General features: G+C 69.1%; 18 protein-coding genes and 1 riboswitch. Of the genes, 9 read left to right on the forward strand and 9 right to left on the reverse strand.

Going from position 1 to position 26,539, the window contains the following annotated elements; genetic code table 11:
• Positions 1-82 precede the first annotated feature (82 nt).
• The 6 genes from DMC61_RS06175 to DMC61_RS06200 all read left to right on the forward strand — a co-directional run bounded on the left by DMC61_RS06175 (position 83) and on the right by DMC61_RS06200 (position 11,174).
• Complete coding sequence (locus DMC61_RS06175) at positions 83-3,064, forward strand: ribonucleoside-diphosphate reductase subunit alpha (protein WP_125687533.1); 2,982 nt, start codon at positions 83-85, stop codon at positions 3,062-3,064.
• Positions 3,065-3,135: 71 nt separating this feature from the next.
• Positions 3,136-4,212 carry a ribonucleotide-diphosphate reductase subunit beta gene (locus DMC61_RS06180; protein WP_016333204.1) on the forward strand — a complete coding sequence of 359 codons (1,077 nt, stop codon included), beginning with the start codon at positions 3,136-3,138 and terminating at the stop codon, positions 4,210-4,212.
• A 264-nt stretch (positions 4,213-4,476) separates the two neighbouring features.
• A riboswitch (cobalamin riboswitch) is annotated at positions 4,477-4,691 on the forward strand.
• Between the two features lie 98 nt (positions 4,692-4,789).
• Positions 4,790-7,063 (forward strand): 5-methyltetrahydropteroyltriglutamate--homocysteine S-methyltransferase, encoded by a 2,274-nt coding sequence (gene metE, locus DMC61_RS06185; protein ID WP_125687535.1) that lies wholly within the window; start codon positions 4,790-4,792, stop codon positions 7,061-7,063.
• Between the two features lie 137 nt (positions 7,064-7,200).
• On the forward strand, positions 7,201-8,646 hold the full coding sequence (locus tag DMC61_RS06190; protein ID WP_199749914.1) for a cytochrome P450: 1,446 nt from the start codon (positions 7,201-7,203) through the stop codon (positions 8,644-8,646).
• Positions 8,647-8,880: 234 nt separating this feature from the next.
• The gene (locus DMC61_RS06195) at positions 8,881-10,692 is read left to right on the forward strand and encodes a diguanylate cyclase domain-containing protein (RefSeq protein ID WP_125687539.1); all 1,812 of its coding nucleotides are present in this window, start codon (positions 8,881-8,883) and stop codon (positions 10,690-10,692) included.
• Between the two features lie 17 nt (positions 10,693-10,709).
• On the forward strand, positions 10,710-11,174 hold the full coding sequence (locus DMC61_RS06200; RefSeq protein ID WP_125687541.1) for a peroxiredoxin: 465 nt from the start codon (positions 10,710-10,712) through the stop codon (positions 11,172-11,174).
• Here DMC61_RS06200 and DMC61_RS06205 read toward each other — a convergent pair.
• The 4 genes from DMC61_RS06205 to DMC61_RS06220 all read right to left on the reverse strand — a co-directional run bounded on the left by DMC61_RS06205 (position 11,161) and on the right by DMC61_RS06220 (position 15,214).
• Entirely contained in the window at positions 11,161-11,691 is a 531-nt protein-coding gene (locus DMC61_RS06205; RefSeq protein ID WP_125687543.1) for a GNAT family N-acetyltransferase, read from the reverse strand. The genes DMC61_RS06200 and DMC61_RS06205 overlap by 14 nt on opposite strands.
• A 240-nt stretch (positions 11,692-11,931) precedes the next feature.
• Positions 11,932-13,140, reverse strand: coding sequence for an LCP family protein (locus tag DMC61_RS06210; RefSeq protein ID WP_125687545.1), 1,209 nt, complete (start codon positions 13,138-13,140; stop codon positions 11,932-11,934).
• A gap of 94 nt (positions 13,141-13,234) precedes the next feature.
• Positions 13,235-14,497 carry a cyclopropane-fatty-acyl-phospholipid synthase family protein gene (locus DMC61_RS06215; protein ID WP_125687547.1) on the reverse strand — a complete coding sequence of 421 codons (1,263 nt, stop codon included), beginning with the start codon at positions 14,495-14,497 and terminating at the stop codon, positions 13,235-13,237.
• A gap of 21 nt (positions 14,498-14,518) precedes the next feature.
• A complete protein-coding gene (locus tag DMC61_RS06220; RefSeq protein WP_125687549.1) occupies positions 14,519-15,214 on the reverse strand; it encodes an alpha/beta hydrolase in 696 nt (231 codons plus the stop codon).
• A gap of 131 nt (positions 15,215-15,345) precedes the next feature.
• Here DMC61_RS06220 and DMC61_RS06225 point away from each other — a divergent pair, with 131 nt between their 5' ends.
• Both DMC61_RS06225 and DMC61_RS06230 read left to right on the forward strand, forming a co-directional pair.
• Positions 15,346-16,074 carry an SIS domain-containing protein gene (locus DMC61_RS06225; protein ID WP_063276034.1) on the forward strand — a complete coding sequence of 243 codons (729 nt, stop codon included), beginning with the start codon at positions 15,346-15,348 and terminating at the stop codon, positions 16,072-16,074.
• Between the two features lie 92 nt (positions 16,075-16,166).
• Positions 16,167-17,315 (forward strand): serine hydrolase domain-containing protein, encoded by a 1,149-nt coding sequence (locus DMC61_RS06230; protein WP_125687551.1) that lies wholly within the window; start codon positions 16,167-16,169, stop codon positions 17,313-17,315.
• 72 nt (positions 17,316-17,387) lie between these two features.
• Here DMC61_RS06230 and DMC61_RS06235 read toward each other — a convergent pair whose 3' ends face one another.
• Positions 17,388-19,253 (reverse strand): ABC transporter ATP-binding protein, encoded by a 1,866-nt coding sequence (locus tag DMC61_RS06235; protein WP_125687553.1) that lies wholly within the window; start codon positions 19,251-19,253, stop codon positions 17,388-17,390.
• 146 nt (positions 19,254-19,399) lie between these two features.
• On the opposite strand from DMC61_RS06235, the gene DMC61_RS06240 reads away from it, so the two are divergent.
• Positions 19,400-20,701 (forward strand): glycosyltransferase family 87 protein, encoded by a 1,302-nt coding sequence (locus tag DMC61_RS06240; protein ID WP_125687555.1) that lies wholly within the window; start codon positions 19,400-19,402, stop codon positions 20,699-20,701.
• Here the strand turns inward: DMC61_RS06240 and DMC61_RS06245 are convergent, their stop codons facing one another.
• From DMC61_RS06245 to DMC61_RS06260, 4 genes are all read right to left on the reverse strand, one after another.
• A complete protein-coding gene (locus tag DMC61_RS06245; RefSeq protein ID WP_003071237.1) occupies positions 20,702-20,911 on the reverse strand; it encodes a helix-turn-helix domain-containing protein in 210 nt (69 codons plus the stop codon).
• 178 nt (positions 20,912-21,089) lie between these two features.
• A complete protein-coding gene (locus tag DMC61_RS06250) occupies positions 21,090-22,718 on the reverse strand; it encodes an ABC-F family ATP-binding cassette domain-containing protein (RefSeq protein ID WP_016333192.1) in 1,629 nt (542 codons plus the stop codon).
• A 142-nt stretch (positions 22,719-22,860) separates the two neighbouring features.
• A complete protein-coding gene (locus DMC61_RS06255; RefSeq protein WP_199749915.1) occupies positions 22,861-23,529 on the reverse strand; it encodes an acVLRF1 family peptidyl-tRNA hydrolase in 669 nt (222 codons plus the stop codon).
• 89 nt (positions 23,530-23,618) lie between these two features.
• Positions 23,619-26,489 carry a S8 family serine peptidase gene (locus tag DMC61_RS06260; protein ID WP_125688105.1) on the reverse strand — a complete coding sequence of 957 codons (2,871 nt, stop codon included), beginning with the start codon at positions 26,487-26,489 and terminating at the stop codon, positions 23,619-23,621.
• Between the last annotated feature and the right edge of the window lie 50 nt (positions 26,490-26,539).

Raw genomic sequence — 26,539 nt, forward strand, 5'->3', positions numbered from 1 at the left:
GTGGTCGGGCAGCTTTGTGAACCTGCAGCGCACGGCCTTGTGAGGCCTTGTGGTGCTTCGACGCGCCCTTTTGGAGTGACGCATGTCAGTGGAAACCGGTCAGCGGCCGCCCTCGTCTTCGGACACCACGCCCGCGACCGTGCGAGTCATCCGGCGGGACGGCAGCGTGTCCCCCTTCGACGCGAACAAGATCTCGGTCGCCGTGACCAAGGCCTTCCTCGCCGTCGAGGGCGGTGACGCGGCCGCCTCGTCGCGGATCCACCACCTGGTCAAGGAACTGACCGAGCAGATCGAGACCACCCTGCTCCGCCACGCCGGTCCCGAGACCGCGCTGCACATCGAGCAGATCCAGGACATCGTCGAGCTCGCGCTCATGCGCGGCGAGCACCACAAGGTCGCCCGCGCGTACGTCCTGTACCGCGAGGAGCGCGCGAAGGCCCGTGAGGCCGAGAAGCCCGCGTCGTCCGACGTCGCCATCAGCGTCAAGGCGGCCGACGGCTCGCTCCGCCCGCTCGACTGGGCCCGCGTCGCGCACGTCGTCGGCGAGGCCGTCGCCGGTCTCGACGACGTCTCGGCCGAGCCGGTGCTGGCCGAGGCCAAGCGCAACCTCTACGACGGCATCAGCGCCGACGAGCTCGCCCTCGCGCAGATCATGGCCGCGCGCGTGCTCGTCGAGCAGGAGCCGAACTACTCCTACGTCAGCGCCCGGCTGCTCGCGGACAAGCTCCGCGGCGAGGCGCTCAGCTACCTCGCGGGCTTGCCGCAGCAGGCCAGCCAGGACGAGATGACCACCCGGTACCCGCAGTACTTCCGGGACTACCTCAAGCGCGCCGTCGAGCTGGAGCTGGTCAACCCCGAGTTGCAGGCCTTCGACCTCGACAAGATCACCGCGGCCATCCGCGCCGAGCGCGACCTCGACTTCGGCTTCCTCGGCCTGCAGACCCTGTACGACCGGTACTTCCAGCACCACGACGGGGTCCGTTTCGAGCTGCCGCAGGCGTTCTTCATGCGCGTCGCGATGGGTCTGGCGATCCGCGAGGACGACCGTGAGGCTCGCGCCATCGAGTTCTACGAGCTGCTCTCGACGTTCCACTTCATGGCGTCCACCCCGACGCTGTTCAACTCGGGCACCACGCGCCCGCAGCTGTCGTCCTGCTTCCTGACCACGGTCGACGACGACCTGGACTCGATCTTCCAGGCGTACAAGAACAACGCGCTGCTGGCGAAGTACTCGGGCGGTCTCGGCAACGACTGGACCCCGGTCCGCGGCCTCGGCGCGCACATCAAGGGCACCAACGGCCAGTCGCAGGGTGTCGTGCCGTTCCTCAAGATCGCCAACGACACCGCGGTCGCGGTGAACCAGGGCGGCAAGCGCAAGGGCGCGGCGTGCGCGTACCTCGAGACCTGGCACGTGGACATCGAGGAATTCCTCGACCTGCGCAAGAACACCGGTGACGACCGTCGTCGTACGCACGACATGAACACCGCGAACTGGGTGCCGGACGAGTTCCTGCGCCGCGTCGAGGCCGACGCGCAGTGGACGCTGTTCTCGCCGAACGAGACCCCGGACCTGCACGACCTCTACGGCAACGCGTTCGCCGAGCGCTACCGCGAGTACGAGGCCGCCGCCGAACGCGGTGAGCTCAAGGTGTTCCGCAAGGTCCGCGCGGTCGACCTGTGGCGCCGCATGCTGACCATGCTGTTCGAGACCGGCCACCCGTGGATCACCTTCAAGGACCCGTGCAACCTGCGTTCGCCGCAGCAGCACGTGGGTGTCGTGCACTCGTCCAACCTGTGCACCGAGATCACCCTGAACACCACCACCGACGAGGTCGCGGTCTGCAACCTCGGCTCGGTGAACCTGCTCAAGCACGTCACCCCCGAGGGCCTGGACACCAAGCGCCTCGAGAAGACCGTGCGCACCGCGGTCCGCATGCTCGACAACGTGATCGACATCAACTTCTACACGATCCCGGAGGCGCGCCGCTCCAACCTGCGCCACCGCCCGATCGGCCTCGGCCTGATGGGCTTCCAGGACGCGCTGTTCGAGATCGGTGTCCCGCTGTCCTCGGACGAGGCCGTGCAGTTCGCGGACACCAGCATGGAGCACATCAGCTACTACGCGATCTCGGCCTCGACCGACCTCGCGGAGGAGCGCGGCCAGTACCAGACGTTCGAGGGTTCCTTGTGGAGCAAGGGAATCCTGCCGATCGACTCGATGCAGCTCTTGATCGACGCCCGCCAGGGCGACGCGCTCGACGTCGACACCTCGTCCACTTTGGACTGGGCGCCGCTGCGCGAGCGGGTCAAGACCGTCGGTATGCGCAACTCCAACGTGATGGCGATCGCGCCGACCGCGACGATCTCCAACATCTGCGGCGTCGGGCAGTCGATCGAGCCGCTGTTCCAGAACCTGTTCGTCAAGTCGAACATGTCCGGTGACTTCACCGTGGTGAACCCGCACCTGGTCCGCTCGCTCAAGGAGCGCGGGCTGTGGGACGAGGTCATGGTGTCGGACCTGAAGTACTTCGACGGCAGCCTCGGCCAGATCGACCGCGTGCCGGACGACCTGAAGGCGCTGTACGCGACCGCGTTCGAGATCGAGTCCAAGTGGCTGGTGGACGCCGGTTCGCGTCGGCAGAAGTGGATCGACCAGGCGCAGTCGCTGAACCTGTACATCGCGGCGCCCAGCGGCCGCAAGCTCGACGAGCTGTACCGCTACGCCTGGCACAAGGGCCTCAAGACCACGTACTACCTGCGGGCCCGGTCCGCGACGCACGTGGAGAAGAGCACCCTGCGCGGCACCGACGGCAAGCTGAACGCGGTCTCGGCCACCCCGGCCCCCGCCGCACCCGCTTCGCCGAAGCCCGCCGCCGCCCCGGCTCCCGCCGCTTCGCCCGCTCCGTCGGCTTCCGCCGCGGTCCCGGCCGTGCCGGTGACCGCTCCCGCCCCGGCCGCCAAGCCGGAGCCGAAGGAGATGCCGAAGGTCTCGGACGTCGACTTCGTCGCCACCGAAGGCGCCGCCTGCCGGATCGACGACCCCGACTGCGAAGCCTGCCAGTAACGACATCCTCGTGAGTGGTAAGGACGGTTCTAACCGTCCTTACCACTCACGACCCCCTCTTGGAGCTCTTTATGACAACCTTTGACGCCTCCACCGACGCCACGGGCCTCGGTGAGATCGAAGTCGGCGCCGCCCGCATCAACGTCGACGACAAGCGGATGATCAACGCCCGCGCCGACGTCAACCAGCTGCTGCCGATGAAGTACACCTGGGCGTGGGAGAAGTACCTCGCCGGCTGCAACAACCACTGGATGCCGACCGAGGTCGCCATGCAGGCCGACATCGCGCTGTGGAAGTCGCCCGACGGTCTCACCGAGGACGAGCGCACCATGCTCAAGCGCAACCTCGGCTTCTTCGCCACCGCCGAGTCGCTGGTGGCCAACAACATCGTGCTCGCGGTGTACCGGCAGATCACGAACCCCGAATGCCGCCAGTACCTGCTGCGCCAGGCGTTCGAGGAGGCCGTGCACACGCACACCTTCCAGTACATCTGCGAGAGCCTCGGCCTGGTCGAGGGCGAGCTGTTCAACATGTACCGCGAGGTCCCGTCCATCTCGGACAAGGACGCGTGGGCGTTGAAGTACACGCAGAACCTGGAGAACCCGGACTTCGAGACCGGCACCCCGGAAGCCGACCAGAACTTCCTGCGTGACCTCGTCGCGTTCTACGTGATCTTCGAGGGCATGTGGTTCTACACCGGTTTCGCGCAGATCCTCTCGCTCGGCCGCCGGAACAAGATGATCGGCATCGCCGAGCAGTACCAGTACATCCTGCGCGACGAGTCGATCCACCTGAACTTCGGCATCGACTGCATCAACCAGATCAAGATCGAGAACCCGCACCTGTGGACCGAGGAGTTCCAGGCGGAGATCCGGACGATGCTGACCGAGGCGTGCGAGCTCGAGGTCGCCTACGCCCGCGACACCATGCCGCGCGGCATGCTCGGGCTCTCGGCCGAGCTGATCGAGCAGTACATGCACTTCATCACCGACCGGCGGGCCCAGCAGATCGGCCTCGCGCCGATCTTCGGCGAGACCGAGAACCCGTTCCCGTGGATGTCGGAGGCGATGGACCTCAAGAAGGAGAAGAACTTCTTCGAGACCCGCGTCATCGAGTACCAGTCCGGCGGCGCCCTCGACTGGGACTGACCCCGACCTCGTAACTCGCGTGTTCGAATCGCGAACTCGCGTGATCAGACACGTAACTCGCGTGATTGAACGGCGAACTCGCGTGACCAGACGGACGACACGCCGGGCGGCCTCCGCCCGGCGTGTTCCGTCTCCAGACACGCGAGTTACGCCTTCGATCACGCGAGTTCGCCGTTCAATCACGCGAGTCGTCCATCCGATCACGCGTGGCGTCCGGTTCGTCACATGTCCAGCGGGCCACTGGCGCCCCTCGGTACGCTCCGGAGTGCTACTGGTTCACCCGGCCTCCCAGGCCGGGCGAGGTAACAGGGAACCCGGTGCGAATCCGGGACTGCCCCGCAGCGGTATGTGGGAACGAAAGCCGTCACCGTGCGAGACACGGTAAAGCACTGGGACACGGCGTCCCGGGAAGCGACGGCCGGTAGGAGCGAGCGAGTCGCCCACGAGTCCGAAGACCTGCCCGTGGTACGCGCGCCGACGGCGTGCGTGAGTCCGGGCCTCGTGGGATGGGCACGACCGAACGGCGGTCACTCCTGCGCGCTCCGGGCTCGCCCGACAAGCTCGCGAGGAGAGAGCTGTGACCGAAATCGGCACGACAGTGCTGGGCTACCCCCGGATCGGACCGGACCGGGAACTCAAGCGTTCACTCGAACGCTTCTGGGCGGGCAAGATCGACGAGGCCGAACTGCTCGGCACCGGCCGCGCGCTGCGCACCCGCACCTGGCGGGAGCTCAAGGACGCGGGGCTGGATTCCGTCCCCTCCAACACGTTCTCCCATTACGACCAGGTGCTCGACACCGCCGAGCTGTTCGGAGCGCTGCCGGAGCGCTTCACCACGCTCGGCCTCTCGCCGCTCGACACCTACTTCGCCGCCGCACGCGGGGTGCAGGACGCGCCGGCGATGGAGATGACGAAGTGGTTCGACACGAACTACCACTACATCGTCCCCGAACTCGGCCCGGACACGACGTTCTCGCTCACCGGCACCAAGCCGCTCGACGAGTACCGCGAAGCCCGCGCGATCGGCGTCGAGACCCGGCCGGTGCTCGTGGGTCCGGTGACGTTCCTGCTGCTCGCGAAGCCGGCCGAGACGGCTCCGGAGGGCTTCCGTCCGCTGGAACTGCTCGACAACCTTCTCGACGGCTACGTCGAACTACTGCGTCGTCTGCACGACGAAGGCGTCGAGTGGGTCCAGTTCGACGAGCCCGCCTTCGCCGCGGACCGCAGCGAGCGGGAGCTCAACGCGCTCATCCGCGCCTACCACCGGCTCGCGAAGGAGACCGCGCGGCCGAAGATCCTGGTCGCCGGGTACTTCGGCGGGCTCGGACGCGGCCTCGGTGTGCTCGCCCGCTCCCCGATCGACGCCATCGCCGTCGATCTCGTCACCGATGAGTCCTTTGTGGACGCCGTCGCCGCCGAACCCGCCTTGCGGGACAAGGAAGTGCTGGCCGGCGTGGTCGACGGGCGCAACGTCTGGCGCACGGATCCGACCCGCGCGCTCAGCCGGGCGGCGATGGTGCTGGGCACCGCGAAGTCGGTCAGCGTGTCGACGTCCTGCTCGCTGCTGCACGTGCCCTACGACGTCGAACGGGAGGACGGACTTCACCCGCGGCTGAAGGGCTGGCTCGCTTTCGCCAGGCAGAAGGTCGACGAGGTCGTCCTGCTCGGGCGCGCGTTGAAGGAAGAAGGTGTCGACCTCTCCGCCGCGCGTGCCGCCGCCACGGATCGCGCGACGGCGGCCGACCTGGCCGACAGCGGGGTCCGCGCCCGGCTGGAGGCGTTGCGGCCGGAGGACACTGTCCGCTCCCCCTATGCCCGGCGCGCGGTGGCCCAGCAGGCCGCGCTGAAGCTGCCGCCGTTGCCGAGCACGACGATCGGCTCGTTCCCGCAGACCACCGAAGTCCGCAAGGCGCGGGCGGCGCACAAGGCGGGTTCGCTGGACGACCCGGGCTACGAAGCCGCGATGAAGGCCGAGATCCAGCGTGTCATCCGGCTGCAGGAAGACCTCGGCCTCGACGTGCTGGTGCACGGCGAGCCCGAGCGCAACGACATGGTGCAGTACTTCGCCGAGCGGCTGGCCGGTTTCGCGGCCACCGACTTCGGCTGGGTGCAGTCCTACGGTTCGCGCTGCGTCCGGCCGCCGATCCTGTACGGCGACGTCTCGCGTCCGGAACCGATGACCGTCGAATGGGCGCGCTACGCGCAGGGCCTGACCGGCAAACCCGTCAAGGGCATGCTGACCGGGCCGGTGACGATCCTGGCGTGGTCGTTCGTCCGCGACGATCAGCCGCTGGGCGAGACCGCCCGTCAGGTGGCGCTGGCCATCCGCGACGAGGTGCACGACCTGCAGGAGGCGGGCATCCGCGTCATCCAGGTGGATGAGCCGGCTCTGCGGGAACTGTTGCCCCTGCGTGCGACGGCGCACGAGGCGTACTTCGCGTGGGCGGTTTCGTCGTTCCGGCTGGCGACTTCCGGGATCGACGACGCCACGCAGATCCACACGCATATGTGCTACTCGGAGTTCGGTGACGTGGTCAAGGCGATCGACGCGCTCGACGCCGACGTCACCAGCATCGAGGCCGCGCGGTCGAAGATGGAGGTCGTCACCGACCTCGGCGCGGCGGGCTTCGGCCGCGGTGTCGGGCCGGGCGTGTACGACATCCACTCGCCGCGTGTCCCCGGCGTCGACGAGGTCGCCGGCCTGCTGCGGACCGCCGTCGGCGCCGTGCCCGCCGAGCGGATCTGGGTCAACCCGGACTGCGGCCTGAAGACCCGCGGCTACGCCGAGGTCGAACCGGCCCTGCGGAACCTCGTCGCCGCGGCCCACACGGTGCGCTCCGAACTGGCCTGATCAGTACATGAAGGCCCCCTTCCTGTACCTAGGCGCAAGGAAGGGGGCCTTCATGTACTTCCGCCGAGGTATTGTCAACGCGTCAATAAGGGTGCGATGGTGGAGCGGTAACCGGTCTCAGCGGGGAGATGGTCACCATGGCGAACACCGTCGAAAAGGTCACCGGGGCGCTGCGCGAGCGCGTTCCGCCGCTCACCTCGATCCCCCTGCCGCGTTCGGTCGACCAGCGCTGGCTCGGCGCGACCTGGCCGGTCCGCGAACTCGCGCCCGCCCCGCCGGGTCTCAAACCCGTCCTCGGCGACGAGGGTCCGCCGGTCATCGGGCACGCGCTGGACTTCATGCGCTTCGGCATCGAGTTCGGCCTCAAACGCTACGAGACCTACGGGCCGGTGTCGTGGATGGGCGCGTTCGGGCGCCGCATCGTCGCGCTCACCGGTCCGGAGGCCACCCAGATCGCGTTGGTGAACAAGGACAAGGCCTTCTCCCAGGAGGGCTGGAAGTTCTTCATCGAGCAGTTCTTCGACCGCGGCCTGATGCTGCTCGACTTCGGCGAGCACCATCTGCACCGCCGGATCATGCAGGCGGCGTTCACCCGGCAGCGGCTCACCGGTTACGTCGACCAGATGGGACCGGCCCTGCGCGACGGCATCGCCGCGTGGGCGGACCGGCCGAACCCGCGGATCTACTGGTCACTCAAGCAACTCACGCTCGACGTCGCGACACGCGTGTTCATGGGCATGAAGTCCGGCGACGACGCGGCCGCGATCAACCGCGCGTTCGTGAACTCCGTGCGCGCGGGCACGGCCATCGTGCGGTTCCCCGTTCCCGGCGGCCGCTGGGCGGCGGGCCTGCACGGCCGCAAGGTCCTCGAACGCTACTTTTCGGCGAACCTGCCCGCGAAACGCGCGAGCGACGGCGACGACCTCTTCACCGCGTTGTGCCACGCCACCACCGAAGACGGCGACCGCTTCACCGACGCCGACGTCGTCAACCACATGATCTTCCTGATGATGGCCGCGCACGACACGTCGACCATCACCAGCGCCGCCGCCGTCTATCACCTCGCCAAGAACCCCGAATGGCAGGAACGCGCGCGCCGGGAATCGCTCGCGCTCGGCGACGACGTGCCGGACATCGAGGCGCTGGAGACCCTGACGACGCTGGATCTGGTGATCAAGGAAGCCCTGCGGCTGGTGGCCCCAGTGCCCTCGCTGACCAGGAAGACGGTGAAGGACACCGAGGTCCTCGGTCATTTCATTCCCGAAGGGACACTCGTCGGGGTTTCCCCCACCTACAACCACTTCTCGCCGGAGCACTGGACGGATCCGATGCGGTTCGACCCGGACCGCTTCGGCGAGGACCGCCGCGAGGACAAGTCGCATCGCTACGCGTGGATGCCGTTCGGCGGCGGGGCGCACAAGTGCATCGGCCTGCATTTCGGGACGTTCGAGGTGAAGGCGCTGCTGCACGAGATGCTGCGCGCGTACCGATGGTCGGTCCCGCAGGACTACACCGCACGCTGGGATTACGTGTCCCTGCCCGTGCCGGCGGACGGTCTGCCGATCCACCTGACGTCCCGATGAAGCATTGCCCACTATCGAGCACTCTTGGTAACTTCCGGTCACCACTCGTGTAGTAGCGATCACCCTTTCAGCCGGTAGACACCCCGGATCGCGCATGATGCCGTGGCACTACACCCGGTCGGCTCATACCTAGTGTGGGTCCATGGGCTCGGACACCCGGTCTGAGCTGGCCATCAACCGCGCATGAAGAGGTGAAGTGTGCCCGAACCTGGTTCCGCGCCAGGGTTGGTGGACGTGGCCCGGAGATGGGCCGAGACGCTCGCTGACACTAAAGGAGTATCGCTTCCCAAGGAGCAACTCGAACAGCTGCTGCTCGGTGTCGCCAAGGACGCCGTCCTGGCCGAGCCCGACCATCAGCCCGCCGTGCTGCGCTTCTCCAAGCTCTATTCCGCCTCTCCCATCGGGATCGCCCTCGCCGACGCCAACGGCGCGATCGTGGAGGCGAACGCCGCACTCGGCCGTCTCCTCGGCTGTCGGCCGGGCGCGCTGCGCGGCCGGGAGATCCCCGACCTCGGCTCCGCCGACCACGACGTCGCCCGCCTGCGGAACGCGCTCGCCCAGCTCATGACGCACGGCCAGCCGACGCAGGAAGAACGCCTGCTGCTGGACCACAGCGAGGAAGGCGCGCTCTGGGCCGACGTGACCCTGACCGATCTGCCCGGCGACCGGCCCGGTTCGACCTATCCGGTGCTGATGGTCTCCGATGCCAACGAAATCCACCTGCTGCAGGAACAACTGCGGCATCAGAACGTGCACGACCCGCTGACCGGCCTGCCCAACGCCACCGCGTTCGGCAACGCCCTCGAAGCCGCGCTGGCCGGGTCCGGCAGCGAGCAGGTCGCGCTCGTCTATCTCGACGTCGACGGTTTCAAGGTGATCAACGACGGCCTCGGCGCCGGCGTGGGTGATCAGGTGCTGCGCGGGGTCGCGAACAAGCTCACGTCCGTCTTCGCCGGCCGGTACGACGGTTCGGTCGCCCGGCTGTCCGGCGACGGGTTCGCCGTCCTGCTGCGCGGCGACTTCACCCCGCCCGAAGTGATCTCGCTGGTCGAGCAGGCCCTGGAGGAACTGGTCGAGCCGATCTACCTCGGCGGGCACGGGATCGGGGTCAGCGCGAGCGCGGGCATCGTCGTCCGCCCGGCCGCCGACGGCGGGCCCGAAGACCTGCTTCGCGCCGCGGAGATCGCCCTGCACCGCGCCAAGGAGGCAGGCAAGGCGCAGTGGATGCTGTTCGATCCGGAACTCGACGCGCGTGACCGGGGCCGCTACCAGCTCGGCGCGGTGATCGCGGGAGCGCTGGAGAACGGCGAGTTCTCGCTGATCTACCAGCCGACGGTGAAGCTCGCGAATCCCGACCAGCTGGCCGCCGTCAACGCCGGGCTGCGCTGGAGCCATCCGGAGAAGGGCGAGCTGGACTCCGACGAGTTCTATCCGCTGGCGCAGATCACCGGGATGACCATCCCGCTCGGCCGGTGGCTGCTGGCCGAATCGCTCGCCGCCACCGCGCGATGGCGGAACAGGTTCGGCGAGGCCGCCCCGGACGTCTGCGTGCGGCTGCCGACGCGGCTGGCCATCGAGCCCGATCTGGTGCTGCTGGTCAAGGAACAGCTCGACCGGCACAACCTGCCCGCCCAGGCGCTGCGGCTGTGCACGGACCGCGAGTCCGTGCTCGACTCGAGCGGCGAGGTGCTCGATTCCTTCGCCGTACTGGCGGATCTGGGCGCGCAGCTGGTGCTGACCATCTCCGGTTCGGACGATCTTGAGCTGATCCCGCGGCACGGGCTGCCCGTCCGCCACGTGATCCTGTCCGGCCCGGTCGTCGACGCACTCGCCCACGGCGAGAACGAGGCCGACGTCCGTCACCTGTGCCAGCTGGTCGCCAGGGCCAAGGAGCTGAAACTGCGCATCGGCGCGGAAGGCGTCCAGAGTCACGAACAGGCCGAACGGCTGCGGCGGTACGGCGTCCTCGCGGCGCGTGGTTCGTTCGTGGCGGATTCCGCGACCGGCGACGAGGTCGACGAGCTGATCGAACGGCACGCCCACTGACGTGACAGGATCGCTCCATGGACCAAGGTGACCTCGCCCCGGACTTCACGCTGCCCGACGACAAGGGCGAAGAGCGCACGCTGTCGGACTTCCTCTCGTCCGGTCCGGTGGTGCTGTTCTTCTACCCCGCCGCGATGACCAGCGGCTGCACCGCGGAGAGCTGCCATTTCCGCGACCTGGCCGCGGAATTCGCCGAAGTGGGCGCGCACCGCGTCGGCATCAGCCCGGACGCCGTCGCCAAACAGCAGGAGTTCTCCGCCAAACACGACTTCGACTATCCCCTGCTGTCCGATGTGGACGGTGTGGTGGCGAAACAGTTCGGCGTCTGGCGCAAATTCAGCCCGCTGCACGCCAAACGGCACACCTTCGTCATCGACACCGACCGCAAGGTGCTCGAAGTGATCAAGAGCGAGCTGAAGTTCACCGTGCACGCCGACAAGGCGCTCGCGGCCTTGCGTGAGCGCAAGACTAAGGACGCTTGAGCCGCCAGAAGCGGTTCATCCCCGAACAGGCGGGGGCGAGCGGCGGTTCGGCGGGCCCCTCGCCGACCATCGTGAACCCCAGCCGCGCGGGCACGGCGGCGCTCGCGAGGTTCTTCTCGTCGTGCCGGATCTCGACCTCCGGCGCGCCGAGCCGGAAGGCCTCGCCGGCCAAGAGCTTCGCGGCCCTGGTCACGTAACCGCGGCCGGTGTGGTGGCGGCCGAGCCAGTAGCCGATCTCGATGCGGTCCGGATGCGTGATCATGCCCGCGCCGCCGACGAGGTCCTGCCCGGCGAGGATCGCGAAGTCGTAGGTCTTGCCGTCGGCCCAGTTCTTGGCGCTCCGCTCCAGGAAGTCGGCGGCTTCGCGACGGCCGTAACCGTAGGTGGCCCAGATCATCCAGGCGCCGAGGTGTTCGGCGGAATCACCCGCGACGGCGGCGAGGGTTTCGAGCTGCTCCGGCTTCCAGCGGCGCAGGGTGACGACTTCGTCGGCGAGGGTCTCGGCGGGCGCTTCCATCCGCCCATGGTGACGTGCCTTCGCTCCGGGCGCCTCCGGTTTTCCGCGCCGAACAGGTTTCGCGGATGTCATGAAAGGGCCGTTCAGGACATCTTTCGTCCTGAACGGCCCTTTCATGACACCTGGCCGGAGGCAGCGGACGCCCGAGGCGCACGAGAGCCCCCGAACGCTATGAACGGACCGTTCCTTGCAAATTTTGCAAGGAACGGCCCGTTCATAGCGCACCGTAGCACCGGAAGATCAGGTCAGGATCGCGCTGTCCGGGATCTCCGTGTCGTTCTTCAACGCGTCGAACAGCAGCTTCGACTTCGTCTTGTCCCAGTTCTCCGCCGACCCGCTGGTCACCGGCACCGTCGTGGTGACGACGCCGCCCGACGAGATCCCGCGCATCGCCAGCGCCAGCCCGACCAGGTTGTGCACGTGGTCGCCCGAATCCATGGTCAGCGCGTCCGGCGCGGTCGACAGCAGCGGGAACAGCGTGAACGGGTTCAGCAGCGTGCCGGGGCTGCCGATCTCGCTGACCATCGCGCCGATGAACTTCCGCTGGTTGGCGACGCGGTCGAGGTCCGAACGCGGGGTCGCCTCGCTGTGCCGCATGCGGACGAACCCGAGCGCCTGCGGGCCCTGGAGGTCCTGGCAGCCCGCCGGGATCTTGATCTTGGTGAGGGTGTCCTCCATCGGCTTCTCGACGCACATGTGCACCCCGCCGATCGCGTCGACGATCTTCGCGAAGCCGCCGAAGCCGATCTCGGCGTAGTGGTCGATGCGCAGGCCGGTGGCGCCTTCGACGGTCTGCGCGAGCAGCGTCGGGCCCCCGATCGAGAACGCCGCGTTGATCTTGTTCTTGCCGTGCCCCGGGATGCTCACCTGCGAGTCGCGCGGGAGGCTCAGCAGCGTCGGTTTGACGCTGTTGGACGGGATGTGCGCGATCATGATGGTGTCGGTCCGCTTGCCGCCGCCGGCGGCTTTGGAGTCACCGGTGACCAGCTTCTCCTGCTCCTCGGGGGTCAGCCCGTCCCGGCTGTCGGAGCCCACGATCAGCCAGTTGGTGCCCTCGGCCGCGACGGGGCGGCCGGAGTAGTCGGCCAGCGCGTCGACGCGGTTGATGGAGAACTCCAGGTACACCCACACCCCGGCGAGGAACACCACGAACACGGTCAGCAACGTGAGCAGCACCTTGCCGAAGCCCCAGCGCTTACGCCGCCGAGGCGGGCGCGCGTCGTCCATCGGGCGGCCCGGAGGGGGCTGCGGCGGGCCTGGACGGCGCGGAGGCGGGCCGGGCGGGCGCTCCTGGCCTGCGTGCCCCATGGGGGTCGTCCGCTCGTCGTACGGGCTGGTCCCCCGGCCCGGCAGCGGCATCATCTGCGCGGGCTGGTGCCGCCGGGGGCGGCCGGACGGCGGCCGTTGTGGCGGCAGCCGTCGCCCTCGGTCGTCGCCTCCATACGTCATGCCGAATCACCCGTCCCGATCTCGCGTGTGGGGCCCAGTCAACCGCAGACCCTAGGTGAAGGACGTCCGGCACCCCGCATCGGTTGGGTGGTCCTCACCGTCCGATTTCGGCGAATCCGAACTGGTGGACCTTGAGATACCCCGAACGGAACCCCGCCTCGGAGTACGCCAGATAGAACTCCCACATCCGCTTGAAGACGTCGTCGAAGCCCAGTTCGGTGATCTCGTCCCACCGCTGGGTGAACCTCTCCCGCCACAGCCGCAACGTGCGGGCGTAGTCCTGGCCGAACTCACGCACCCCCTCCAGCCTCAACCGCGCGTGCTCCAGCAGGCCCTGCTCGACGGAGGTGGTCGACGGGATGAGCCCGCCGGGGAAGATGTACTTGTGCATCCAGGTGTACGAACGGGCGGCGGCGAGCATGCGCTCGTGGTCCATCGTGATGGCCTGGAGCCCCAGCCTTCCGCCCGGCTTCAGCCGCTTGCCGATGGTCTCGAAGAACGTCGGCCAGTACGCCTCCCCGACCGCTTCGATCATCTCGACGCTCACCACGGCGTCGTACTCGCCGGAGGAGTCGCGGTAGTCGCACAGCCGGACGTCGACGCGGTCGGCGAAACCCGCCGCCGCGATGCGCTCGGTCGCCAGCGCCGCCTGCTCCCGCGAGATGGTCAACGACGTGACCGTGGCCCCGCGCGCGGCGGCCCGGATCGAGAGCTCGCCCCAGCCGGTGCCGATCTCGAGCACCGTGCTGCCTTCGCGGACGCCGGCGTAGTCGAGGACGCTGTCGATCTTGCGGTGCTGGGCGGCGGTGAGGTCGTCGTCCGGGCCGAACAACGCCGACGAGTACATCATCGATGGGTCCAGGAACGCGCCGAACAGATCGTTGGACAGGTCGTAATGGCGATGGATGTTCGCCCGCGCGCCCTCGACGGTGTTCTCCTCCCCGTCCGGGTGCGCGCGGTCGACGAACCGGCGGAACCGCTGCAGCAGCGGCGGGATGAGCGTCGCCATCCGCTCCGCGAACGGGGTCAGCACCTCGGCGAGCGCGTCGCTCGTCCAGTCGCCGACCATGTACGCCTCACCGAAGCCGATCTTCGCGTCCGCGCCGAGGCGGTGGAAGAACGCGGCGGGACGGTTGAGCCGCATTTCCGGCGCGTCCGGACCGCCGGCGCCCAGGTGCGAGCCGTCGGGCATGCGCACGCGGACGTTCAGCGGGCGCACGGCGTGCCGGAACAACTGCTCGGCGATCCGCGCCCGGAACGGGGAATGCGGCGGGGTGGCCAAACCGGGCCACCGGGTTTCGCCGGGACCGGGAAGGCCGGACGGACCTGCCGTCCGGTCGACGCTCGACGTGGACATGGGTACTCCCTCCCGCCCGGTCTAGACCGGGATCCGCAGCCGCTCGGAGCTCGGCCGATCCCAGGCTCCGCTCAGCGTTTCGTCAGTGCCCCCGGCTTCGATCAGCTCGAGCGCGAACGCCCGTACGAGACGGTTCCAGACGCGAGACCTTCGTAGCATCGCGTGCCCTTCACCACCGATCTCAAACCGCGCCGACCGCGATGTCACCTTTTCGGCACGTTCGGCGAAAGCGTGTGACGCCACCGGATCCGTCATGCGGTCCCTGGTCCCGTGCGCGATCAGCACGGCGCGGCCGCCGACGGCGTCGACGGGTTCACCCGGTGGTGTCCACGGGGCCAGCGCGCAGACACCGATGACGGCCGGATCGTCGGCCACGCGCAGGCCGACCCGTCCTCCCATCGAGTGGCCGACGAGGATCACCGGCACGCCGGGGTGATCGTCGCGGATCCGCGCCAGGGCCCAGCGCGCGTCGGCGAGCGCGTCGGTGCCGTGGTCGTTCCAGCCGTAGATCCGGTTGCGCAGCAGCCGCACCTCGACCCCGTGCCCCCGGCCCGCCCGGTGCACGTCCTTCGCCAGCGGCACCATCCGCTGGTACGCCAGCCGCCACGGCGCCACGCGGGCATGACTGTGCTCCGCGCCGCCGTGCAGTACCAGCACCACGGCTTTCACCTGGCCGCGTGCCCGCCAAGTCCGCACCGCGGGATCAGCCTCGCTCACCCTGGACCCTCCAGTCTCCGAAACCCCGGCCGCAGTGATCGGGTCAACCTCGATCATGACCCCATGTATTCCACTTCGGCGATTGGTCCACGCGATACATTCGTCGCTGATCTCCAGACGGAAGGGCGGATGTGGTGAGCACCACCGAACGTTGTGCAGACGTCGCCGAACGGCTCGCGGAGGCCGAACGGGGTAACGCGGAGCAGATCCGGAAATCGGCCGAGCTGATCCTGGGGGTCATCCGGGCCGACGCCCTGGTGTTCACCGCCGGAGCCGGTCATTCGCTGGCCGCGGTCGCCGAGACCTTCTACCGTGCGGGCGGGCTCGCCTGCGTCTACCCGATCTACCACCCCGAACTGCTGCCGCTGCACGGCGCGCAGCACAGCACCAAGACCGAGCGCCGCTCCGGGCTCGCCGAGGAGGTGCTCGCCGAGCGCGCGCCGGGGCCGGACGACCTGCTGGTGGTGTTCTCGACGTCGGGCGTCAACCCGTACCCGGTCGAACTGGCCGCCGGGGCGCGCAAGCGCGGGGCGTCGGTCATCGCGGTGAGTTCGGCCGCGTCGGTGGCCGCGGCGCCCAAGCGCGCGGCCACGACGCTGATCGAAGAAGCGAGCATCGTGCTCGACTCGCACGTCCGTCCCGGCGATTCGAGCTACCCGCCGGAGGCGCCGCGGACCGCGCCACTGTCCACTGTGATCAACGCGTTCCTCTGGAACCTCGTGCTCGCCGAGGTCGTGGACCTCGGTGCGGCGCAGGGCGTCGACGTGCCGCTGTGGCGCAGCTCCAACGTGGACGGTGGCGACGAGGCCAACGCCGCGTTGCTGGCCAAGTACGGCGCGCGGGTCCCGGCACTGCGGTAGCGATTTCGCGGGGACGGGCCTCTTGACTCGTCCCCGCTGCGCTTCTACGGTCACATACCGACCGGTCGGTGTCCCCACGGGAGGTCCGTGCCATGACCGAGATCCACGGTGAGTGCGCGGCGGGCTTCGAACCCGTCCGGGCCGCCTTCGAGGAGAACTTCGCCGCACGCGGCGAGATCGGCGCCGCGTTCTCGGTCACCCGGCACGGCGAGCCGGTGGTCGATCTCTGGGCGGGCTGGGCCGATCCGGGCCGGACGGTCCCGTGGCGGGCGGAGACGCTCACCAACGTCTGGTCGACCACCAAGGGCATGACCGCGCTCTGCGCGCACCACCTCGCCGACGCCGGCGCGCTCGACCTCGACGCGCCCGTCGCGAAATACTGGCCGGAATTCGCGGCCGCGGGCAAACAGGACATCCCCGTGCGGTGGCTGCTCTCGCACCGCTCCGGCGTGACCGGGATCGGCCTCGACCGGCCGGTGAAGATCGAGGAACTCTACGACTGGGACCACGTCACCGGACTGCTCGCCGCGCAGCCGCCGCTCTTCGAACCGGGCACGGCCAGCGGCTACCACGCGCTGTCGTTCGGTTTCCTCGTCGGCGAGGTGATCCGCCGGGCGAGCGGGCAGGACGTCCGCGCGTACTTCGCCGAGCACATCGCCGGCCCGCTGGACGCGGACTTCCGGATCGGCCTGGATTCCGACGACGATCTGGCACGCTGCTCCACCCTTGTCGAGCCCGTGCTCAGCGCCGAGATGAAGACCGCCCTGACCGAGGCGTTCGCCAACGCCGGCCCCGTCGCTCTCGCCGCATTGGCGAACCCGCGCGTCCAAGGCCGCGACGCCAACGATCCCGCCTGGCGGCGCGCGATCCTGCCCGCGCTGAACGGGCACGGCACCGCCCGGGCGATCGCAACCATCTACGGCGCGCTCGCCTCCGGGTGGCTGCTCTCGGCCGGAGCACTCGCGACGGCCCGCGAAGGACAGGGCCGGGAGACCGACGTCGTCGGCGGGCTGGGCAACGAATGGGCGCTGGGGTTCTACCTCGGCAGTGAGGAACGGGGCTTCGGGCCGAACCCGCGCGCGTTCGGTCACGACGGGCTCGGCGGCTCGTCCGGCGGCGTGGACCCCGAGAGCGGGATCGCTTTCGGCTACACGATGAACCGGATGGGGCCGCTCATGCGGGACGATCCGCGGAAGATGGCGCTGGTGAACGCGACCTTCGCCTCCCCCGCCCTCGCCTGACCCTCCCTCGCGTGCAATGAACGGTCCTTTCCTGGCAAATTTCGCTAGGAAAGGACCGTTCCTTGCATCCGGTCACGCGGCCGCAGGCTCCTCCGAGAACTGCGTCAGGTACAGCGCCGCGTAGCGACCTTCGCGCGCGAGAAGCTCTTCGTGCGTCCCCCGCTCGACGATCTCCCCGTGCTCGATCACCAGGATCTGGTCCGCCGCCCGGACCGTCGACAACCGGTGCGCGATGACCAGCGCGGTCCGCCCGTCCAGCGCGTCGGTCAGCGCCTCGCCGACGGCCGCTTCGGACTGCGAGTCCAGATGCGCGGTCGCCTCGTCGAGGACGACGACCTTCGGCTGCGCCAGCAGGAGCCGGGCGATGGTCAGCCGCTGTCGTTCACCGCCGGAAAGCCGGTAGCCCCGCTCCCCCACCACGGTCTCCAGCCCGTCCGGCAGTTCCCGGATCAGCTCGGCCAGCCGGGCGCGGTCCAGCGCCGACCAGATCTCGTCGTCGGTGACCCCCGGCCGCGCGTACTCCAGGTTCGCGCGGATGGTGTCGTGGAAGAGGTGCCCGTCCTGCGTCACCACGCCGACGGTTTCCCGCAGCGAGGCGAAACTCAGCTCTCGAACGTCCACATCGGACAACCGGACCGAACCGGCGTCGACGTCGTACAGGCGCGGCAACAACGAGGCGATCGTCGACTTGCCCGCACCCGACGAGCCCACCAGTGCCACCATCTGCCCGGGTTCGGCGCGGAAGCTGATGCCGTGCAACACCTCGTCGCCACCCCGGTGATCCAAAGTGGACACGTCCTCCAGCGAGGCCAGCGAGTACCGGTCCGCCGCGGGGTAACCGAACCTGACTCCCGCGAACTCGACCGAGACCGGGCCTTCGGGGACTCGCCGCGCGTCCGGCTTCTCCTCGATCATCGGCTTGAGGTCGAGCACCTCGAAGACCCGCTCGAACGACACCAGCGCGGTCATCACGTCCACCCGGACGTTCGCCAGCGCGGTCAGCGGCGAGTACAGCCTGGTCAGCAGCAACGCCAGCGCCACGACGGTGCCCGGCGCGAGTGCCCCGGTCAGCGCCAGGTAGCCACCCAGCCCGTACACCAGCGCCTGGGCGAGCGCGGAGACCGTGGTCAGGCTGGTCAGGAACCAGCGCGTCAGCATCGCCGTGCGAACGCCGATGTCGCGCACCCGCCCGGCCCGCGCGCCGAACTCGCCCGCTTCGCGCTCCGGGTCGCCGAACAGCTTCACCAGCGTCGCGCCCGGCGCGGAGAACCGCTCGGTCATCTGCGTGGTCATCGACGCGTTGAGCCCGCCCGCCTCTCGCTGCAGCCCGGCCATCCGCCGCCCGAGCCGCCGCGTCGGCAGGATGAACACCGGCAGCAGCACCAGAGCCAGCAGGGTGACCTGCCAGGACAGCGTCACCATGACCACCAGCGACAGCGCCAGCTGGATCACGTTGGTGACCAGACCCGACAGTGTCGCGGTGAACGTGCGCTGCGCGCCGATGACGTCGTTGTTGAGCCTGCTCACCAGCGCACCGGTGCGGGTGCGTGTGAAGAACGCGACCGGCATCCGCTGCACGTGGCGGTACACCGCGAGCCGCAGATCGAGGATGATCCCCTCGCCGATCCTCGACGACTGCGCCCGTTCGGCCAGCCCGAGCCCGGCGTCGATCAGCGCCAGCGCCGCGATCACCACGGCGAGCCAAACCACCAGCGCGACGTCGTGCCCGCCGACGATCGCGTCGACCACCTTCCCGGCCAGCACCGGCGTGCTCACCGCCAGCACCGCCGACACGACGGTGAGCACCAGGAATATCAGCAACCTCCGCCAGTGCGGCCTGGCGAACCGTGCGACGCGGCGGAGCGTGCCCTTGTGCAGCCCCTTCGGAACGTCGGCCGACTTCATCGCCGAGTTCATCAGCGTCCACGTGTTGTCCATGAGAACCCTCTCTTCGCCCCCAAAACCTCGATATTAGTCGAGAGTTTTCCCGGATATAAGCATGACCAACACCGGAGCACACCGGATGCTTCCCGGTTTCCGCGTCCTCTTTCCGGCGAAGCGGGCCACGTCGGTAGCCTGGGCCGGTGACCAAGGACCCCGACCGGCGACGACTGACCATCGACCTGGTCTTCTACACGGGCTGCCTGATCTTCGCCGTCGTGAACACGGCCGTCGCGGAGTTCTACGGCTATCGCGTGTGGGCGAACTTCGCCGTCGCGGGGTACGGCCTCGCCGTGGTCCACACCGGCTGGCTGACGATCGCCGCGCGGCGCGGCAAGGCGCTGCCCGGCGCGCTCGGCTCACGGTGGATCGGTATCGGCGCCATCGGGCTGTTCGCCATGATCCTTCCGTTGGGAATGCTCGTCATTCGCCGTCTGACCGGAGTGGACTGGCTCGTCACGCCGAACTCGTGGGCCGCGCAGCCCGAGGTCTGGGTCATCGAACGGTCGGCGAAACTCCTTCTGGAGAACGGAACCCCGTACGTCGACGTCACCGCGCTCGGTCGCGCGGTGGAAGTAAACGATTACACGCCATACGGTCCCGTGATGACGGTCTTCGGCCTGCCGCGCGCCCTGCTGGGCGGCGGGCCGGTCGCGAACGCCCTCACCGACGCGCGCTGGATGTTCGCACTGGCGGCCGTCGCGTGTGTACTGCTGACGCTGCGGTTGCTGAAGTGGCCGAAAATCCCGGTCAGCGCGGCACAACTCGCGCTCGCCTGCCCGCTGACCGCGCTGACCTGGGCGGTCGCCGGTCCGGATCTGGCCATCGTCGGGCTGCTGGTGCTGTCCTTCGCGCTGGCCGCGACGGGCCGCGCCGTCCTGTCGGGTCTGGTGCTGGCCTTGGTGGTCAGCGCGAAACTCATCGTCGCGCCGGCGATCGTGGTGCTGGGTGTCCTGTTGATCACGCGGCGTGGCCCCCGCGCACTGGGCGGATTCGCCGCGGCACTCGTGGTGACGACCCTCGTCCTGCACGTACCCGTCTATCTGGTGGACCCCAAGGCGTTCGTCGAGCACGTCTTCCGGTTCCCGATGGGAATCGGCGTGATCAAGTCACCGGCGGCGAGCCCGCTGCCCGGCCACCTCATCGCCTCGCTCGGCCCGGTGGGCACGGCGGTTTCCTTCGCCCTGCTCGGGATCGCGGCCGTCGCGATCCTGGTCTGGCTGCTGCGGCGCCCGCCCGCGACCGGTTCGGACGCGTTGCTGCGCATGGCCGTCGGGCTCGTCGCGCTGATCATGCTCACTCCGGCGACGCGGTACGGCTACCTGGTGTATCCGCTGGTCCTGCTCGGTGCCAGGCTGGCCTTCCTGGCCGCGGAAACCCGTGAAACAGCGGTCCCTGGAAAGGGAACTGCGCCCCCCGCGCAGCAGTCCGCTACTTCCTCGTGACTACTTCTTCTTGACCCTGGTGGCACCGCCACGGCCGCGCAGCTGGACGCCGGACTCCGAGAGGACCCGGTGCACGAACCCGTACGAGCGACCCGTGGACTCCGCGAGAGCGCGGATGCTCGAGCCCTTCTCGTATTTCTTCTTCAGGTCAGCGGCCAGCTTGTCACGCGTGTTGCCGGTGATCCGCGCGCCTTTCTTGAGATCAGCCACGTCGATCGCCTTCCCGCCGAGAGTGTTCTGGGCCACATAACGGCCCCTGTCGCCGCAATGATCGAACACTGAGCGCCGGAATGCCAGACGACGAGCGCAAAACTGCTGAAACCGCGATCACATTGGGCCATTTCAGTGGCCGGATGGCATCGATCAAGCACCCGAACGGACGCAAGCCTCACGCAAGCTGGACAAGTTCCAGATAATCCGCCGACCAATGGTCCTCGGTTCCGTCCGGCAGGAGGATCACGCGTTCCGGCTCCAGCGCCTCGACCGCGCCCGGGTCGTGCGTCACCAGGACGACCGCTCCGGCGAAGCTGCGCAAGGCGTCCAGGACCTGGGCACGGCTGGCCGGGTCCAGGTTGTTCGTCGGCTCGTCGAGCAGCAAAACGTTGGCAGCGCTGGACACCAGACCGGCGAGCGCGAGCCGCGTCTTCTCACCGCCGGAGAGCGTGCCGGCGGGCTGATCGAGCTGCTCGCCGGTGAACAGGAACGAGCCGAGAAGGTTCCGCAACTCCTGCGCGCCGGTGTCCGGCGCGAGGTGACGGATATTTTCCCACACGGACGCATCGTGGTCGAGCGTTTCGTGTTCCTGTGCGTAATAGCCCAAACGCAATCCGTGACCTGGAATGGTCTCGCCGGTATCCGGAGTTTCCATTCCGCCGAGCAGCCGGAGCAGAGTCGTCTTTCCGGCGCCGTTCAATCCGAGCACCACGACCTTCGAACCGCGGTCGATGGCGAGGTCGACGCCGGTGAAGATCTCGAGCGAACCGTAGGACTTCGAGAGCCCCTCCGCGGTGAGCGGGGTCCGGCCGCACGGGGCGGGCTCGGGGAACTTGATCCGGGCGACCTTGTCGGCCTGGCGGGTCTCGTCGAGCGCGGACAGCATCTGCTCGGCGCGGCGGGCCATGTTCTTGGCGGCCACGGCCTTCGTCGCCTTGGCCCCCAGTTTGGCGGCCTGCTGCTGCAGCGCGGACGCCTTCTTCTCGGCGTTCGCGCGCTCGCGGCGGCGGCGCTTCTCGTCGGTGGCGCGCGCGTCGAGATACCGCTGCCAGCCCATGTTGTAGAGGTCGAGCTCGCCGCGGGTCGCGTCGAGGAACCACACCTTGTTGACCACGTCTTCGAGCAGTTCGACGTCGTGGCTGATGACCACGAGACCGCCGTCGTGCTGCTTCAGGAAGCCGCGCAGCCAGCTGATGGAGTCGGCGTCGAGGTGGTTGGTGGGCTCGTCGAGCAGCAGGATCGTCTCGGACTTGCCGCCGGCGCCCGCTTCGGCGGCGGCGAACAGGATGCGGGCCAGCTCCACGCGACGGCGCTGACCGCCCGAGAGCGTCTGCAGCGTCTGCGCGAGCACCCGGTCGGCGAGGCCGAGGTTGGAGCAGATCCGCGCGGCCTCGCTCTCGGCGGCGTACCCACCGAGGGAGGCGAAGCGCTCTTCGAGGCGGCTGTAGCGGTTGACCGCCTTATCGCGTTCCTTCTCGTCCACCAGCTCCGACATCGCGTTCTGCGCCTTTTCCATGTTGCGCAGCAAGGAGTCGAGGCCGCGCGCGGAGAGCACGCGGTCCTTCGCGGTGACGGACAGGTCGCCCTCACGGGGGTCCTGCGGGAGGTAGCCGAGCTCGCCACTGCGGCGGACCTCGCCCGCGTATGGCTCGCCCTCCCCCGCCAGCACCTTGAGCGAGGTGGTCTTGCCGGCGCCGTTGCGGCCGACCAGGCCGATGCGGTCGCCCTGCTGGATGCGGACGTTGGTGTCGTCGAGCAGGATGCGCGAACCAGCGCGCAGCTGCAGGCCAGAGGCCGTGATCACGGGAACTCCCGGTACAAGGGGTGGATGAGCGGACAGCTTCGACTCGCCGGCCGACGGGCCGGCGAGGAGCTACTCCAAGAGGATGTCCACGGGACCAGTGTACGGGCCGCTGTCGAACGGTTTTATCGGACCGTGCCGGACGTCACGGCCCGGCGAGGGTGATTTCGACCGCGACGGCCCGTTCCGCCGCGTCTTCGAGCACCGTCCGGCGCGGTTCGGGGATGTCGAGGACGCGGGGCTCGGCCCGCTCGAACAACGGTGCCAGCCGCCTGTCCTCGCGCAGGGTTTCCAAGGCGCGGCGGTCACCGCCGAGGACGACGGCGTCCACTTCGGACAGTTGAGGGACGAGCACTTCGAAGGCGTCTTCCGCGGCGGAACGCAGTGCGACGCGCGCCTGCCCTTCCCTGCGCCGCGCGAACCGCTGTTGCGACCACCCGCCCGCCGCGGACCGGCCCTGGACGAGGTGCCGGTCCGTCCTGGACTGGACGACCACTCCCCCGCGCGCGATCCCGACGCTGTGCCCGCCGCGGCGCACCAGCAGGAGCGCGATCCTGCGCGAGACCAATGCGTGTTCGACGAGCGGGCCGACGGCCAGTCCCGGCACCGTTCCTTCCGCCTTCAGCGGTCCGAAAGGGACGGTCGCGACGGCGACGACGCCGTTGTCCGCGACGACCGTGACAGTTTCGGCCGTGAGCCGCGTCTCGCGGACGCCGTCGTTGCGGACGGCGAAGCGCGCGTACCAGCCTTCGAGGCGTTCCGGGGCGACCTCGACCGCCCGGCCCCCGCCCGCCACCTGCCGCTCCCTCGCCATGTGTCCAACGTACGGTACCGACGCGCGTGAAGGCCCCCTTCCCTCGACTCAGCCGAGGGAAGGGGGCCTTCACGCGCACAACGAGAGGACTAGACCGGCTTCACCGGCCCCTTGCCCACCGACTTCCCGACACCCGCGGGCCGCTCGGCCACCCCGGGCTGCACGAAACCGTTGATGTGCAAGGAGATCGAGCGGATCGAACCGGTGTCGCCACCGGCGACGTCGACGGCGGTGAACTTCCACGTGCCGTCGGCCGCCGCACCGGTCAGGCCGCCGAGCGCCTGCGCCGGCTTGTAGGTGCCGGTGAACGGCGCGTTCGCCGCGCTCACCGAGCTGAACGCGGCGGCCGCGTTGTCGGCGAACACGACCTGGCACAGGTTGTTGCCCGAGCCGCCGCTGCGCTGGAACACGGTCGCCTTCGCGCCCGCGGGCGACGTCAGCGTGCCGACCAGGTCACCGGCGTACGAGTGGTTGATGCCCACGGTCGTCGAGGTCTGGTCGGTGTTGCAGGTCGCTCCGTCCACCGAGAACGTCAGCTTCGACGCGCGCCCGACGCCGCTCACCGTGATCGGCACGGTCACGCCGGTCGGGTCGCTGTCGGGGATCGCCACCGCGTCACCGGCGTAGGCGAAGTTCTGCGTCACCGGCGACGGGGTGCCGACCGGCAGCGAGAACGTCGACGTCGTCGGCGAGTACGAACCCGCGAAGGTGACGCGCGCGTTCAGCACCACCGGCACCCCGAGTTCCTGCGTGGCGGGGACGGTGATGGTGAAGTCGTTCACGCCGGTCTGCCCGGGGCTGATCGTGCCGTACGACTTCGACCGCGGCGCCACCGTGACACCGGGGGTCGGGCTGGAGAGCACGACGCTGGTGGACGTCGCGGTGCCGTCGCCGCGGTTGGTCACCGGCAGGGTCACCTTGGCGGTGTCGCCCGGGTCGAGCGCGGAACCGCCGTCGGCCGGGGTGACCGTCGGCTGCCCTGCGGACGCGAGCGGCTGCGGGCTGGCGCCGGTGTAGGCGAGCACCTTGTCGGCGAGGATGACACCCGCGCCGCTGGAGTTGTCGCGGCCGGGGGCCAGGATGTCGACGGCGGTGTTGATCAGCGCCTCGCGCACCTCGGCCGGGGGCAGCCCCGGGTTGCCCGAGAGCACCAGGCCCGCGATCGCGGCGGCGTCGGGGGCGGCGGCCGACGTGCCGTAGAACGTGGTGAAGCCGGTGACGCTGGTGGAGACGCCGTCGGCCGCGGTGATGTCCGGCTTGTTCCGGACCTCACCACCGGTCCCGGACACGTCGCCCGGGGTGATCGGGGTGCCGTCGGCCTGGTAGAACATCCGCCGCGGACCGTCCGAAGTGAACCGTTCGACCTGCGAGGTCGCGCCGAACGCGGCCGGGAACGGACCGGCGGGGTTGGCCGGGTCGCCCGGTTCGAGGGCTCGGGGGAACGCCTTGGCGGCGGGTGCCGCCGCGACACTGAACGCGTCCCGCGCGGCCGAGTGGCCCACGGTCACGCCGGGCTTGGTGTAGGCCTTGAGTCCGTCGGCCGAATCGGTGAACCGGCCGCGCAGCGCGGACAGCGAAAGGTAGCGGCCCTCACCGGAGAACTTGACGATGGCCAGCCGCAGTCCGGCGACGCCCGTGGTGTCCACCCGTTCGTAGGCGTCCTGGGTCCCGGTCTGGACGTCCTGGCTGAAGTCGACGACGTTGCCCGCCGCGTTCAGCAGGTACAGGTCGTAGTCGTTGTTCGAGCGGCCCAGCGGATCCGACCAGAACAACGTGACCGGCACCCGGCCCGACGCGTTCGAGATCGGCTGGAAGATCTGGTTGCCCGCGGCACCGGCGAAGTTGTGCGCGGTACCGGCGTATTTGCCGATGCTCTTGCCGGAGTCGACGAAGTCTCCTTCCCAGTGGCCCGAAGTGCCGTCGGTGACGTTGCCCTCGTTACCGGCCGAGGAGAAGTACAGCGCGCCGTCCGCGGTCACGTCGTTCACGGCCTGGGCGATGATCCAGTCCTGGAACGGGGATTCCTTGAAGTACAGGACATCGTCGACGATGACGTCGCAACCCGCGTCGAAGCGCAGCTTGCGGATGTTGTCGGCGAAACTGGCGTCGGAGTTGAACGCGCTGGCGAAACCGAGTGCCGCGTTCGGCGCGAGATCGTGGATGATCTCGAGCATCGCGGTGCCCTCGTCGCCGTCGCCTTCCTGGCCGGGGATCACGTCGACGCCCGCCGGGAGTTCGCCGCGCGCCTGCGAGGTCGCGAGCGAGTCGATGCCGTCGGACAGCGCGCAGATCTTGGTGCCCACACCGGTGACACCGAACTGCTGGCGCGCGGTGTCGGCGTTGTGCGCGCGGTCGCCTTCGCTGTTGGTCGGCCCGGCCGCGATGCCGGGCTGTCCCTTGGCCTCGACGGCCTTCTTCAGCTCGTCCGCGATCCGGGCGGCCTTCTCCTCCTTGCTTTCCCGCTTGCCCGCGGTGGCGGGCTCGGCGAGCTGGCGGGCGGTGAACGCCTCGTTGGCGGTCTCGACCTTCTTGACGTCGGCGCGGGCCGCGATCGCCGGCACCGCGTGCAGCGGCACCTCGGCGCGGACACTGCCGTACCGCTCGGAGACCGCGCGGATCCCCGCACCGGATTCACGCAGTCCCTTGAGGAGTTCTTCCGAGACCTGGCCCCGGATGTCCACGAGTACGGTGCCGGCCGCGGAGACATTCGCCCCAGACCCCAGTGCGGGAACCGCGGAGGCCGACATCCGCTGCGCGCGGAGTTTCTGTTCGACGAGCAGTCGGCTGTCCACTTTGGACTCGCCGGCGTTCTGGCTCTTCTTGATCGACTGCAGCGCCTCGATCTGCCGGACGGTGTTGGCCGAGAACGCGTCCGGGGACTGACCGGTTTCCGCCGCCGCGACGGGCGGGCACACCAGGCCGAGCGCGGTGACGAGGGCCGCGGTGCCCGCGGTCAGGATCGTTCTTCTTCTCCTACTAGAACGGGTTGGACGCACGTGCGCCTCCGATT

This window comes from Amycolatopsis sp. WAC 04169 (assembly GCF_003947535.1).
Classification (GTDB): Bacteria; Actinomycetota; Actinomycetes; order Mycobacteriales; family Pseudonocardiaceae; genus Amycolatopsis; species Amycolatopsis keratiniphila.